Source organism: Ramlibacter monticola (genome assembly GCF_016722785.1).
Classification (GTDB): Bacteria; Pseudomonadota; Gammaproteobacteria; order Burkholderiales; family Burkholderiaceae_C; genus Ramlibacter; species Ramlibacter monticola.
In genome coordinates this window covers 565677-579472 of sequence record NZ_JAEQNE010000002.1, presented here as the reverse complement: position 1 = coordinate 579472, position 13796 = coordinate 565677, and the positions used below count along the sequence as shown (strand labels likewise).

Below are 13796 nucleotides of genomic sequence, written 5' to 3'. Positions count from 1 at the left end.
TTGCGGACGGAGCGTCCGTGGAACCCGACTGGACCTGCCCCTTCTGCTCGCTCCTGTGCGACGGCTTCGCGCTGGAGGGCGGGCTGGCGCTGCGCGGAAGCGACTGTCCGCGCGCGCGGGCCGGGCTGGCCGCCCACGCGCCGCGGGAAGCGCCCACCGCCCTGGTCGATGGGACTGCGGTCCCGGCGGACGAGGCGCTCGCCGAAGCGGCGCGCCGCCTGGGGCAATGGCGCCAGCCGCTGTTCGGCGGGCTGGGGACCGACATGGCGGGGGCCCGCACGCTGTTCCGGCTGGCGGCGCGCACCGGCGCCGTCTGCGACCACGCGGACGGCGAGGCGCTGATGCACGGCCTGCGCGCCCTGCAGGATCGCGGGCAGTCCTACACCACGCTGGCCGAGGTCCGCGCCCGGGCCGACCTGCTGGTGTGCGTGGGCACCCAGGCGGCGGCGCACTACCCCGAGTTCTTCCGGCGCTGCGGGCTGGACCGGCCGGAGACGCCCTGCCGGCGCCTGGTCTTCCTGGGCGTCGAGCCTCCGAACGGGCTGCCGGCGCACGTGCCGGTGCAGCGGATCGCCGGCTCGGGCGAACTGTTCGCGGACCTGCGGCAGCTTGCGGCCCTGCTGGCGTCGCCCACGCTGCGCGACGCGAATCCCGAACTGGCCGAACTGGCGGCAGCGCTGCGGGCTGCGCGCTACGCGGTCCTGGCCTGGGAGGCCGCGATGCTGCCGCCGCACGGCGCGCTGGCGGTCGAGATCCTGAACGGCATCGCCGCCACCCTCAACCGCGAGACGCGGGCCGCGACCTTCGCACTGGGCGGCAGCGACGGTGCCTACGCCGTGCAGCAGGTGTTCACGTGGCTCTCGGGGCTGCCGCTGCGCACGCGCGCCGGCCCGGCCGGGCTCGAACACGAGCCGCTGCGCTTCGGCGCGATGCGGCTGCTGGAGAACCACGGCGTCGACGGCCTCCTCTGGGTCTGGAGCTTCGCGCCCGACCGGCTGCCGCCGCCCACGGAGCTGCCGCGCATCGTACTCGGTCCCGCCGGCATGGGGCCGCGGTTGCAGCAGGCCGATGCGGCGCGGCGCTGCGTCTTCCTGCCCGTGGCCACGCCGGGGCTGAACGCGGCGGGGCACCTGTTCCGCACCGACGGCGTCGTGGTGCCCCTGGTGCCGGTCCGCGACGACCAGCTGCCGGGCGTGGCCGACGTGGCCGCGCGCCTGCTCGAAGGGATGGTGCCGGCATGAGCACGCGGCGGCTGCGCGGGGGCAGGGTGTTCGATCCGGTGAACGGCGTCGATGGCGAGGTGCGCGACATCGCGATGCGCGACGGCCGCATCGTCGCGCTCGATCCGCGCGAGCCGGTGGACGAGGAGATCGGTGCCGGCGGCTGCATCGTGCTGGCGGGCGGCATCGACCTGCACAGCCACATCGGCGGCGGCAAGGTCAACCTCGCCCGCCTGCTGCTGCCGCAGGACCATCGCCGGGGCTTCGAGCCCCTGCCTGCTTCCGCCAATCCCCTGGAGCTCGCCTCGTGCGGTCACTGCGCGCCGGGCACGCTGGCCACCGGCTACCGCTATGCCGAGATGGGCTACACCTCCGTGTTCGAGCCGGCGATGGCGGCCAGCAACGCGCGGCACGCCCACATGGAGATGGGCGACGTGCCGATCGTGGACCACGGCGCCTACGTGATGCTGGGCAACGACGAGCGCTTCCTCGCGCTGCTCTCGCAGGGCTGCGATCCCGGGCGCCTGCGCGACTACGTGGGCTGGGTGGTGCACGCGACCAAGGCGCTGGGCGTGAAGGTCGTGAACCCGGCCGGCATCTCCGCCTTCAAGTTCAACCAGCGCAAGCTCGACGTGGACGAGCGGCACGCGCACTGGCAGGTCACGCCGCGCCAGGTGGTCGCCTCGCTCGCGCGGGCGGTGCACGAACTCGGTCTTGCGCACCCGCTGCACATCCACGCGAGCAACCTGGGCGTCCCTGGCAACATCGCGTCGACGCTCGCGACGATGGAGGCGCTGGAAGGCCTGCCGGGCCACCTCACGCACGTGCAGTTCCACTGCTACGGCACGGAGGGGCCGAAGAAGTTCTCGTCCGCCGCGCTCGCGCTCGCCGAGGCCCTGGACGCCCACCCGAACTGCTCGATCGACGTCGGCCAGGTCCTGTTCGGCCAGACGGTCACGGCCTCGGGGGACACCATGCGCCAGCATCCCAACGCCGACCTGGCCAGCCCGCGCAAGGGCGTGCTCGCCGACATCGAGTGCGACTCGGGCTGCGGCGTGCTGCCCTTCCGCTACCGCGAGCAGAGCTACGTGAACGCGCTGCAGTGGAGCATCGGGCTGGAGCTGTTCCTGCGGGTACGCGACCCCTGGCGCGTGGTGCTGACCACCGACCACCCGAACGGTGCGCCCTTCACCAGCTATCCGCACCTCATGCGCCTGCTGATGGACAAGGGCTTCCGCGACGAGCAGCTCGCTCGCCTGCACCCGGAGGTGGCGGCGCAGTCGGCGCTGAAGGACATCGCGCGCGAACTCACGCTGTACGAGATCGCGATCATGACGCGGGCCGCGCCGGCGAGGCTGCTGGGCCTGCGCGATCGCGGCCATCTCGGCGCCGGCGCCGCCGCCGATGTCGCCGTGTACCGCGAGCAGGCGAACGCCGAAGCGATGTTCACGAGCGCCGCCTGGGTGTTCAAGGACGGAGAGCCGGTGGTGCGCGAGGGCCGCGTGGTGGCCACGCCGGTGGGCGCCACGCACTTCGCGCAGCCGGTATTCGATCCCGGCGTGGAGGGCCTGCTGGACGACAGCCCGCTGGGCGTGCACAAGCGCTACGCGGTGATCGGCCACGACGAGCTCTGCGCCTGCTGCAACGGCGGCCGGCTGCTGCCCTCGGCCTGCGAGGCGCGGAGCGTGTGATGCGGCTCAACGGCATCGAGATCGACGACGGCTTCGCCGAAGCCTTTCCGATGAAGGCCACGCGCCTGGTGATCACGGCGCACGAGCGTGCCTGGGCGATGCATGCGGCCGTCAGTGCCACCGGCATGGCGACCTCGGTGATCGCCTGCGGCTGCGAGGCGGGCATCGAACGCGAACTCCCGCGCGAGGAAACGCCGGACGGCCGCCCGGGCGTGGCCATCCTGCTGTTCGCGGTCTCCGGCAAGGAACTCGCGAAGCAGGTGGAGCGCCGCGTCGGCCAGTGCGTGATGACCTGCCCCACGACCGCCGTCTTCGCCGGCCTGCAGGAAGGCGAGCCGGTGCCGCTCGGGCGCAACCTGCGCTTCTTCGGCGACGGCTGGCAGGCCTCCAAGGTGATCCAGGGCGTGCGCTACTGGCGGGTGCCGGTCATGGACGGCGAGTTCGTCGCCCAGGAAAGCACGCCCGTGGTGAAGGGCGTCGGCGGCGGCAACCTGCTGCTGCTGGCGCGCGACACGGACGCCGCGCTGGCCGCGGCCACGGCGGCCGCCCAGGCGATGCGCGCCGTGCCGGGCGTGATCCTGCCCTTCCCGGGCGGCGTGGTGCGCTCCGGCTCCAAGGTGGGCAGCAAGTACGCCGCGCTGCCGGCATCCACCAACGATGCGTTCTGTCCTTCGCTGTCGCGCCTGAGCCCGCGCAGCGAGCTGGGCGAGGAGGTGCGCTGCGTGCTGGAGATCGTCGTCGACGGCCTGACCGAAGCCGATGTCGCGGCCTCCATGCGCGCCGGCCTCGCGACCGTCGTCGAGCGCGGGGCCCAGGCGGGCGTCTCGCGGATCTCGGCGGGCAACTATGGCGGCCGGCTGGGGCCCTTCCATTTCCGGCTGCACGCGCTGGCGCCGGGAGGCGGGGCATGATGCGGCATACGCTGGTGCTGCGGGCGCAGCCGCCGTTGCGCGTCGATGCCCGCGCGCTGCTGCCCGCGGCCTTGTGCACCCTGGGGCGCGAAGAGGTGCTGCGCCTCGCCTTGCCGCACGGGCGCGAGCGCGTGCCGGTGGGCGAGTGGTTCGACGTCCAGTCCGAGGCGGCAGACGACCCACGGCCGCAACTGCGGCTCGAAGGCGAGCTCGCGCGCTTCGACGCCATCGGCGCCGGCATGGACACGGGCAGCCTGGAGGTGCGGGGCCCCGTGGGCGACAGCGTCGGCACCGGCCTGTCCGGCGGCGAGCTGCGCGTGCAGGGCAGCGCGGGCGACCTCGCCGGATGTGCGATGCGCGGGGGCCTGCTGGAGGTGCGGGGCGACGTCGGCGACTGCGCCGCCTCGGCGCTGCCCGGCGAGATCGACGGCATGACGGGAGGCACGCTGCTCGTGCACGGGAGCGCCGGTGCGCGCCTGGCCGACCGCATGCGGCGCGGCACGGTGCTGGTCCACGGCGAAGCGGGCGATTTCCTCGGTGCGCGCATGGTGGCCGGCACGATCGCCATCGGCGGCGCTTGCGGCAAGCACGCGGGCTGGGCGATGCGCCGGGGCACCCTCGTCTTCGCGGGCGCCGCCCCGCCGCCGCCCGCCACCTTCGTGCCGGTGCATTCCGCGTTCGAGGTGATCTGGCAGCTGCTGGCCCGCGATCTCGCGCGCTTCGGCGGCCGCTTCGCAGGCCTCCCCGCGCGCGATGTCACGCGCTGGGCCGGCGACCTCGCAGTGCAGGGCAAGGGCGAATGGCTGGTGCCGCGCTGACTTGCCCATGGACATCGCGCTGTTCGACCTCGACCACACCCTGATCCCCTTCGACAGCGGCTCGGCGTTCACCCGCCATCTCGCCGCACGCGGCGAGCTTCCGCCGGAGTTCGAGGCGCAGTACCTGGAGTACTGCCAGCGTTACGCCGCCGGCACGGTGGACATGGTGGAGATGCACCGCTTCACCGTGGGGGCCCTCGCCGTGCACGAGCCGGCCACGCTGGCGCGCTGGCTGGAGGAGTTCCGGGAGGTCGTCGCGCCGCAGGTCCCGCGGCGTGCGCGCGAACTCGTGCGGCAGCACCAGGCGGCCGGCCACGCGTGCGCCCTGGTCACGGCGACGACGCGCTTCGTGGCCGAGTCCTTCGGCGCCGTGCTGGGACTGGAGGAGGTGCTGGCCACGCAGCCGGAGCTCGGCCCCGATGGGCGCTATACGGGCGGAGTCGTCGGCCACGCCTGTTTTCGCGAACACAAGCTCGCGCACGTGCAGGCTTGGCTGGCGCAGCGCGGCAAGACCTGGAGCGAGGTTCGCCGCAGCTGGTTCTATTCGGATTCCTGGAACGACCTGCCCTTGCTGCAGGCCGTGTCGGACCCGGTGGCCGTGGATCCGGACGCGCGGCTGCGGGACTTCGCCGCTTCGCGCCACTGGCCCGTGCTCAGCCTGCGCGACCCATGAGCCGCGCGTTCAGCGCTGCGCGTTGTTCGCCTCGCAGTGCACGTGCAGCATGGACGAGCCGACCGGCAGGAAGGCGCCGTAGCGCAGGATGTACTCGCGCTGCACCGCGTAGGCTTCGTGTTCCCACTGGATCGACTGCTCGCACGAGGGCGTGACGCTGAAGGCCGCCCCCGGCTTCAGCACGTCGTCGCCGCGCGCGACGCCCTGCAGGTAATGGACCATCTCGTGGACCACGATCGAGCTGGCGAACAGGCTGTCCTGCGGATCCAGCGTGTCGTCGACGTAGATGTTCCTGCCGCCGGCATACCAGCCCAGCACCTTGCACTGCTGGCCGTTGCATGCCTGCTCGACGAAGAAGGCGTGGGGCTTCGTGACGACCACGGGCGGCTCCGCAGGAGCCGGGTAGCCGGAGAGCGTGACAGCCCAGGAGAGCAGGGCGGCGAAGAGATCGGCACTCATGGGAACCCACTCTATAGGGTAAACCCATGTTGAGTACGCTTACGCCTGTCAGCCAAATGGCGTAGTCCACGACGGACGGCGCCGCGATGGCCGGAATCCGATCAACGGACGGCCTTCTCCAGGTTCTCCGCCCGCTCCAGGCCCTTGGCCTGCGCGAGGCCCTTGACGCCCAGGAGGACCGTCCCGGACAGGTCGGCCTCCGTGAAGTCGGCGCCCGTCACGTCAGCGCCGGTGAGGTCCGCCCCCGCGAGCTTGACGCGAAACAGGTTCGCCCCGCGCAGATTGCTGTTGCGCAGGTTGGCGAAGGGCATCAGCGTGCGGTTCAGGTCCGCGTCTTCCAGGTTCGCGCCGGCCAGGTTGGCGTTGGTGAGGTCGGTGCGCATCTGGCCCATGCCCTGGTTGCGGATGTTGACGCCGATGCGCGCCTGGCGCAGGTCGGCGCCGCTCAGGTCCGCACCCGGCAGGTCGGCGATGATCTTCGCCCCGCGCAGGTCCGCGTTGCGGAACACGGGCATCTTCTTCACCGCGCCCCCGAGCACGACGACCGACAGCAGGCTGGCCTCGCGCAGCGCGGCGCCGGTGAAATCCGTGCCCATCAACCAGGCGCCGTTCAGATTGGCGCCGCTCAGGTCCACCCCGCGCAGGTCCGCCGAGACCAGCTTGCTGGCGAACAGGTTGGCGCCGCGCAGCTTCGCGCGGCGCAGGTCGGCGCCACTGAGGTCCAGGTCCGACAGGTCCTTGCCGCTGAAGTCCGGCGCGTCGGCCGCCTGCGTGGCCTGCACCACCTGCTCGCGCGAGAGATCGGCCGCGGCCGCGGCGCCGGCCAAGGCGAGCAGGAGGACCGCGAGGTGGGGGCGGGTGCGCATGCGCGGAGACTACGCGCAGCGGCCGGAAAGGAAAAGGCCCCGGGCGTGGCGCCCCGACACGGAACGCAGGTAGACCCCTGATCGGCCAGGGCATCTCCGGCGGGATCGCCAGCGCGAGCGCACTATCGAGAAAAGCATCCGCGCACCGCAGGCCGCCAAGCGCGGCACAGCCTCTCGCCGACTTGGCGGATGGCCTTCCGGGATCCGGATTGCTATGTTGGCGCACCCTGAATTAGGAGACAGGCGATGGCGACAAAGAACAAGCCCATCCCCCCTGGGTTCCGACCGAAGGCAGAGAGCGCAGCCAACAAGGGAAGCTGGAAAGAAAGCCCCCTGGTGGTCGCCACTGCTGCGGTGAGTGGAAAGCTCACTGCCACGATCGCGGTCTTTCTCCAAGTCGTTCTTCCCACGCGGGAGGCCGAGCTCAAGAACGAGATCACGGAGCTGACGAAGGCGCAGACGCGGGTTCAAGCCAAGCTGGATGAGAAAGACTCGGAGTTGAAATCCGTGCAAGCGAACCTTGTCGCGACCAAGGCGCGCGCCGACTCCTTGCAAGCGGAGCTTCGCGTGGCGCTTACCTCCCAGTTGTTCAACGCCAATGATCCGTATCCCAATGGCCTGCGCGCCGTCCGCGTCGGTGAGCGTATCGACGCCGTCCCGAAGATGTACCCCAAGGCAACAATAGATCGGTCAACGAACGGCGTCCTGGTTCTCAAGGACTATCACCCGACCTTCTCGACGGTCAGCTTCTTCTTCGACGAAAGCGACGCCAACAGGCAGATCACGCACATCGCATTCGAAATCAAGAAGGGTCCGGACTACGCGAGCGAATTTCTTCAGCGCAAGCTTCGCGATGCGCTTGGGGAACCACGGAGTGGAGTCAAGCCCGATCAATTCGGATGGGTACGGGCGGGGGGCGCCGGGACGTTCAAGGCTGACGCGTATTCCTATCTGATCGCGAAGGACGGGGTGACGCCGCAGTGGTGGAGGCAGTAGCAGGCTGCATCTGGAGCAACTTGGCTCCCCGCCCGTCTCCGCTTGCGAGAGCAGGAAAAGCAAAGGCCTTCCGAGGAAGGCCTTTGAAATCGAGCATCCTTGCCACCTCTTGGGTGGCTCCCCGACCTGGGCTCGAACCAGGGACCACGGATTAACAGAGGAATGCTTCGGCCTCTCAACGGGTATAGGCATCGTCCTTACCCGTTGAAAATCAACAGTTTACAGCGCACTCGTCCGCACCAGAGTGCACCGAAACGCAGGGTTTCGCAAGGGCCTAAGCCATCACTGAAGCTATCGAAATCCCGTGGCCAAACATGGAACTGCAATCCGATGTAGGTCGTCGCGTGGAGTGGGAGTTGCTTGAGCACGCCGCCGAAGCGTTCCAACAGGTGGTACTTCGTTGTTCGATCCCAAGCGCGCACGCTGCTCGAAGACGCGCTGCGCGACGGCTAGGCGGCCAAGATCGCATGCGAGTGCGAGCACTTCGCGGCCAACAAAAGCCCCAATGTAGCCAAGTTCGTGCGGACGACGAACTTGGGCGACTTCTCGAAGCACTGGTAGCTCTTGCGCGTCCCTGGTCGGGTGCAAGACAGTGCGCCCGGCCAGTGGCGGCCTGAAGTCGCGCTTCCTGCTGTCCAGCGCTCGCGGTCGACATCGGCTCGCGCTGCCGACTTCTTCGTAGCCGTCGAAAGCTCCAAAACTCCTGTCGAGGGCAGAGCTTTCCTGTCCCTCTGGCACAATTCGCTACTGTTGTGTTGAACAGCATCCAGGGACCACGGCACACTGGGATCCCGCAGCACAAACCAGCGGGTCCGTATTCCATGCCTTGTGCAAGGCAGCGAGCCAAGGCGCTGGTCGACATGTGAACTCCACCAAGGCAGGCATTCACGAGCCCTCTGATGCAGCGCCGCACTTCGATAGCCGCCTGCTCCTGGCCGAGTGGGCGGCGCTGTCTATCGATGTAGAGACTCATCCGGGCGACGGCAACCGCATCTTCAAGATCGGCGCCGCGCGCTCAGACATGGCGGATCACCTGTGTCTGGCAACAGGAGCGCAGCCCGCCGCTGTGGTCGCTTCGCGAGTGAACGCCGTGGCAGGCGGCGCCCGGGTACTCGTGGGCCACAACCTGCTCCGCCACGACCTGCCGCAATTGCGCCGGCAGTACCCCGGTCTGGCCTGCCTGGACCTGCCCGTCATCGACACCCTGGAATGGTCGGCCCTGGCCTTCCCGACCAACCCGTACCACCGGCTGGTCAAGGGCTACAAGCTCGTCTCCGACACACGCAACGACCCGCTCAAGGACGCCCGCATCACGCTGGACCTGCTGCGTGAAGAGGTCGAAGCCTTCGCTGCCATGCACGCCAGCGACTCCGGATGGGTGGCCTTGCTGCATTTCCTCGTCGCGCGTGACGGCCCACTCGATCAGTGTCTGCTCGCCGTGCGCGGGGCTCCCGCGCCCGAGCCGGCCGTCGCCAACCGCCTCGCTTCGCAGCGGTTTGCGTCGAAATGCTGTGCGACGCGCCTGGCGCGCATTGCGGAGCGCGACCTCGTCGATGCGCCTGACCATCGCAACGCGCTCGCGCTGGCGCTGGGCTGGATTCGGGTGTCCGGGGGCAACTCGGTCTTGCCGGTCTGGGTCCACAAGTCGCTTCCGCAGGTGCGCGGGCTGATCGGCCAACTGCGAGAGCAAGACTGCGGCGATTCGGCCTGCGGCTACTGCCGCGAGCAGCACAATCCCGAACGCCTGCTGAAGCTGCACTTCGGCCACGCCGGCTTTCGCCCCTTGCCCGCGGCGCCTGATGGCACCTCCCTCCAGCGCGCCATCGTCGCCGCCGGATTGGCTCACAGGAGCCTGCTAGCCGTGCTGCCCACAGGCGGCGGCAAGTCGATCTGCTACCAGCTCCCGGCACTGGCTCACTACTGGCGCTGCGGCCAGCTCACGGTCATCGTTTCGCCGCTGCAGTCCCTGATGAAGGACCAGGTGGACAACCTGGTCAAGGCCGGCGTGAGCTGCGCGGTGACGATCAATGGCCTGCTGACGCCGATCGAGCGGCGGGCGGCGCTGGACAAGATCCGCCTCGGCGATGCCGGCATCGTGCTCGTCTCGCCGGAACAGTTCCGCAGCCGCGCCTTCGTCGAGGCGATCGGCATGCGGGAAATCGCGGCCTGGGTATTCGACGAGGCGCACTGCCTGTCCAAGTGGGGACACGACTTCCGCACCGACTATCTGTACGTTGCGCGCTTCGTCCGCGAATCCTCCGGTGGGCGTCCCGCCCCGGTCGCGTGCTTCACGGCCACGGCCAAGCCGGACGTCATCGACGACCTGTGCGGACACTTCCGCGACGCGCTGGGCCTCGAACTGGAGCGCTTCCTCGGCGGGCATGAACGGTCGAACCTAACGTACCAGGTGATCCCGGCCACCAAGGCCGAAAAGTCCCTGCGCATCGTCGAAATCCTGCAGCACGAGCTGCGGGACGGCGGCGCCGGCGTCATCTTCTGCGCCACCAAGAAAGCCGCCGAGACCATGGCGGAACTCGTCACCGCCCAGGGAATGTCCTGCGGATGCTTCCACGGCGGCCTCGAAGCGGATGCCAAGAAGACCGTGCAGCAGCGATTCCTGGACGGCGAACTGGCCGTGATTGCCGCAACCAACGCCTTCGGCATGGGCGTGGACAAACCCGACATCCGCGTCGTCGTCCACGCCCAGATTCCGGGCTCGCTTGAGAACTACCTGCAGGAGGCCGGGCGAGCGGGACGCGACGGCGCGCCAGCGCGCTGCGTCCTGCTGTTCGACCCGGAGGACGTGGAGACCCAGTTCCGCCTGTCGGCTTCGTCAAAGCTGACGCAGAAGGACTTCACCAGCCTGCTGGCGGGGGTACGACAGCAGGCAAGGCGCGTGAAGAGCCAGGAAGTGGTCGTGTCGGCCAAGGAGCTACTCGCCGCCAGCGACGCCACCGACATCGACATCGATTCCCCCGATGCGACGACAAAGGTGACAACTGCCGTCGCCTGGCTGGAGCGCGGCGGCTTCCTGCGGCGCAACGAGAACAACACCCGCGTCTTCCCGGCCAGCCTGCGCGTCGTCTCGCTGGACGAGGCCATCCAGCGCATCGAAAAGGCTCAGCTTGCGGGCGCTGCACGGGCGAGGTACGTCGCCGTCGCCACGACGCTGTTCAGAAGCGCCGACCCGGCCGGCGTCAGCACCGATGAACTGATGCTCGATTCGGGCATCGAGCCGCAGGAGTGCTTCCGCATCCTCCACCAGCTGGAAGCACTGGGCATCATCACCAACGACCTGGGCGTCAGCGTGCGCCTGGCCAAAGGCGTGAAAGGCGCCGCCGACAAGGCGCTGGAGCGCCTGAACGTGCTCGAGCAGGAGTTGCTGGCGTTAATGGCGCAGGAGGCTCCGGACGCCGACGCCGCCGGCGAGCCGCAGGTGCTCAACATCCGACCCGTCTGCACTGAACTGCGCCGACGCATGGGGCTGAATGCGGGGGATGCCCATGTGACCCCGGACAGAATTCTGGCCTGCCTGCGCTCGATGTCAGAGAGCTTCGGTTCGAGCACGCAGAAACGCAGCCTGCTGCGCATGCGCGGTCGCGAGGCCGTCAACATCGTGCTGCACCGTGCCTGGCGCTGGATCCGGGACGTCTGCGAGCGCCGGCGCTCCGTCGCCCAGGTAGTGCTGCATCGCCTGCTGGAGGGACTCCCGGCTGGCGCGCGGGGCGCCGACCTGGTCGTCGAATGCAAGGCCAAGGACCTGCTGGACGCCATCGAGTCCGACATGGAACTGCAGCACGTGGTCAAGGAGCCGGCGGCCGCGCTCGAACACGCCCTGCTGTACCTGCACGACAACGGCGTGCTGCAACTGGATCGCGGCCGCTCGGTCTTCCGCTCGGCGATGACGATCGCATTAAATCCCGATGCGGCGCCCCGCTTCACCAAGGAAGACTTCGCCCCGCTGGAAGAGTTCTACCGCGAGCGCACCCTGCAGACCCACGTGATGCACGAGTACGCCCGTCTGAGCGCCGAAGATCCGGACCGTGCGCTTGCCCTGGTCGACGCGTACTTCACGCTGCCGCGGCGCCGATTCGTGCGCGAATACTTTAGGGGGCGCGCCGATTTGCTGGAACTGGCTACCACGGACGAGTCGTTCCGCCGCATCGTCGACGAGCTGAAGCAGCCGGTGCAGCAACGGTTGGTGGAAAGCCCGGAGCGCGGCAACCACCTCGTCCTCGCGGGACCGGGTTCGGGCAAGACTCGGGTCATCGTTCACCGCATCGCCTACCTGCTGCGTGTGCGCCGGGTCTCGCCCGAAAGCATCATCGCGCTTGCGTTCAATCGTAACGCCGCGGCCGAACTGCGGCGCCGGCTGCTCGACCTGGCGGGAGAAGACGCCCGGCGCGTCACCGTGCTCACCTACCACGCGATGGCGCTGCGCCTCACCGGCACCAGCCTAGAAGCCGCCGCACGCTTGGACGCCAGGATAGACTTCGACCAGTTGATCCAGGACGCCATCGATCTTCTGAACGGCACGTCCGACGCTTTCATGGATGCGGATGAAGCGCGCGACCGGTTGCTGCAAGGCTATGAGCACATCTTCGTCGACGAATACCAGGACATCGACGAGAAGCAGTACCAGCTGGTGGGCGCACTTGCGGGTCGGCGCGCGAACGATCCGGACGCCAAGCTCAACATCATGGCCGTCGGCGACGACGATCAGAACATCTATTCGTTCAAGGGCGCCAGCGTCGAGTTCATCCGGCGTTTCCGATCGGACTACGCGGGCGAGGTGACGTACCTGGTGGAGAACTTCCGCTCTACCCAGAACATCATCGCTGCCGCCAACCACGTCATCCAGCGCGCCGCCGACCGGATGAAAGTGGACCACCCGATCCGCATCGATCAGGCGCGCTCGCAGGATCCGGCCGGCGGGCGCTGGGAGAGCCTGGACCCCTTGCACGGCGGCCTGGTTCGGTCGATGGCGGCCCCGGGGAACTCCAACCTGCAGGCACAAGTGGTGATGCAGGAGATCCAGCGCATCCTTGCCGCCGCGCCCGAAACCTCGCTGAGCCGCATCGCCGTGCTGGCGCGCACGCACCGCGCGCTGGAGCCGCTGCGTGCGTTGTGCGAGGACAGCGGGACACACTTCGACCTGATCAGCAACGAGGGGGCACGGTCGCGGGTGGGCTTCATGCAACTAAGAGAAGGCCGGCAGACCACGCAGCAACTACCCGAGCGGCGCTCGGAGCTGGTCCGCCTACCCGCGCTGCGGCACTGGCTGGCAGGGCGCGTGCGCGAAGAGCCTGACAATCCGTACTGGCGCGACATCGCCTCGGCGCTAGACGAGTGCGCCCAGGCCTCGCAGGTGGAGCAAGTCCCTGCGCAGGAAGTGCTGGACGTGCTGCACGAGGCGGCGAACGACGCCCGCCGTGGCGGGCGTCCCGATGCGCTGCGCCTGGTCACCGCGCATGGCGCGAAGGGACTGGAATTCGATCACGTCATCGTGATGGACTGCGGGGACTGGCATTGGCACGGCGACGACGACCGGCGCCTGCTGTACGTGGCCATGACCCGCGCGCGCCTGACGCTCGTGGTCATGCGGGCAGAAGATGGGGCGAACCCCTGCCTTTCGGACCTCGGATCGGTCGAGGGAGTTGCGGACGTGCTGCCCGCGACCCGGCCGACCCATCGCAGCGAGCTGGACCGTCGCTACGTGATACTCGGCCCCGCAGATGTGGATCTGGGCTACGCTGGCCGCCTGGCTGTCGGCGACCCCGTCCACGCCGCGATTGCCGGCGTTCGCGTTGGCGACGAAGTTAGAGTCGACCACCGGCAGTTGCACGACCGAAGCGGCGAGGTCGTAGGCCGGCTGGCGAAGAAGTGCGAGTTGCCGACGCGCCCTTTGTCCGGCAAGGTCTTCGCCGTCATGGTCCGCACGCGAACGCAGTCGTCGGCTGACTTCCAGCAAAGCGTCAAGGTGGACTGGTGGGAAGTGCCGCTGGCGGAAGTGGTAGTGCCTTGAATGCTCAAGGCACCAGTCGCTTGTGAAACCGGCCTGTGACGAGCAGTGGCTCCCCGACGCTGGCCGCCAACCCACGCGCGTTCGAGCGCCAGGCGTCTGAGCGATCAGTCCCGCCGCCAACCCCGCTTGCGAGAGCC

9 protein-coding genes are annotated in these 13796 nt (G+C 69.1%); 7 read left to right on the top strand and 2 right to left on the bottom strand.

Translation table 11 applies throughout. The features are described from left to right. Window positions 1–17 precede the first annotated feature (17 nt). Genes JJ685_RS10660 through JJ685_RS10640 form a run of 5 tightly spaced genes read left to right on the top strand, consistent with a single transcriptional unit; the run spans window position 18 to window position 5313 of the window. Window positions 18–1241, top strand: coding sequence for a molybdopterin-binding domain-containing protein (locus JJ685_RS10660; protein WP_201674215.1), 1224 nt, complete (start codon window positions 18–20; stop codon window positions 1239–1241). After that, window positions 1238–2911 carry a formylmethanofuran dehydrogenase subunit A gene (locus tag JJ685_RS10655; protein ID WP_201674214.1) on the top strand — a complete coding sequence of 558 codons (1674 nt, stop codon included), beginning with the start codon at window positions 1238–1240 and terminating at the stop codon, window positions 2909–2911. Before JJ685_RS10660 ends, JJ685_RS10655 begins: the two co-directional genes overlap by 4 nt. Further along, on the top strand, window positions 2911–3822 hold the full coding sequence (fhcD, locus tag JJ685_RS10650) for a formylmethanofuran--tetrahydromethanopterin N-formyltransferase (protein WP_201674213.1): 912 nt from the start codon (window positions 2911–2913) through the stop codon (window positions 3820–3822). Before JJ685_RS10655 ends, fhcD begins: the two co-directional genes overlap by 1 nt. Further along, window positions 3819–4640, top strand: a complete 822-nt coding sequence (locus tag JJ685_RS10645; RefSeq protein ID WP_201674212.1) for a formylmethanofuran dehydrogenase subunit C — start codon at window positions 3819–3821, stop codon at window positions 4638–4640. The genes fhcD and JJ685_RS10645 overlap by 4 nt, the downstream gene beginning before the upstream one ends. A gap of 7 nt (window positions 4641–4647) precedes the next feature. Beyond that, complete coding sequence (locus JJ685_RS10640; protein WP_201674211.1) at window positions 4648–5313, top strand: HAD family hydrolase; 666 nt, start codon at window positions 4648–4650, stop codon at window positions 5311–5313. A 9-nt stretch (window positions 5314–5322) separates the two neighbouring features. On the opposite strand, the gene JJ685_RS10635 is transcribed toward JJ685_RS10640, so the two are convergent. Then, a complete protein-coding gene (locus JJ685_RS10635; protein WP_201674210.1) occupies window positions 5323–5772 on the bottom strand; it encodes a hypothetical protein in 450 nt (149 codons plus the stop codon). Between the two features lie 101 nt (window positions 5773–5873). After that, window positions 5874–6638 carry a pentapeptide repeat-containing protein gene (locus tag JJ685_RS10630; protein ID WP_201674209.1) on the bottom strand — a complete coding sequence of 255 codons (765 nt, stop codon included), beginning with the start codon at window positions 6636–6638 and terminating at the stop codon, window positions 5874–5876. 246 nt (window positions 6639–6884) lie between these two features. Here JJ685_RS10630 and JJ685_RS10625 point away from each other — a divergent pair, with 246 nt between their 5' ends. Together JJ685_RS10625 and JJ685_RS10620 are read left to right on the top strand one after the other, a co-directional pair. Beyond that, the gene (locus JJ685_RS10625; RefSeq protein WP_201674208.1) at window positions 6885–7634 is read left to right on the top strand and encodes a coiled-coil domain-containing protein; all 750 of its coding nucleotides are present in this window, start codon (window positions 6885–6887) and stop codon (window positions 7632–7634) included. 862 nt (window positions 7635–8496) lie between these two features. Beyond that, window positions 8497–13659 (top strand): RecQ family ATP-dependent DNA helicase, encoded by a 5163-nt coding sequence (locus JJ685_RS10620; protein WP_330901746.1) that lies wholly within the window; start codon window positions 8497–8499, stop codon window positions 13657–13659. The last annotated feature ends 137 nt before the right edge of the window (window positions 13660–13796 follow it).

Coding starts and splice junctions, on each gene's coding strand:
- JJ685_RS10645 (WP_201674212.1), top strand. CDS start 3,819: ATGATGCGGCATACGCTGGTGCTGCGGGCGCAGCCGCCGTTGCGCGTC.
- JJ685_RS10625 (WP_201674208.1), top strand. CDS start 6,885: ATGGCGACAAAGAACAAGCCCATCCCCCCTGGGTTCCGACCGAAGGCA.
- JJ685_RS10630 (WP_201674209.1), bottom strand. CDS start 6,638: ATGCGCACCCGCCCCCACCTCGCGGTCCTCCTGCTCGCCTTGGCCGGC.
- JJ685_RS10635 (WP_201674210.1), bottom strand. CDS start 5,772: ATGAGTGCCGATCTCTTCGCCGCCCTGCTCTCCTGGGCTGTCACGCTC.
- JJ685_RS10655 (WP_201674214.1), top strand. CDS start 1,238: ATGAGCACGCGGCGGCTGCGCGGGGGCAGGGTGTTCGATCCGGTGAAC.
- fhcD (WP_201674213.1), top strand. CDS start 2,911: ATGCGGCTCAACGGCATCGAGATCGACGACGGCTTCGCCGAAGCCTTT.
- JJ685_RS10640 (WP_201674211.1), top strand. CDS start 4,648: ATGGACATCGCGCTGTTCGACCTCGACCACACCCTGATCCCCTTCGAC.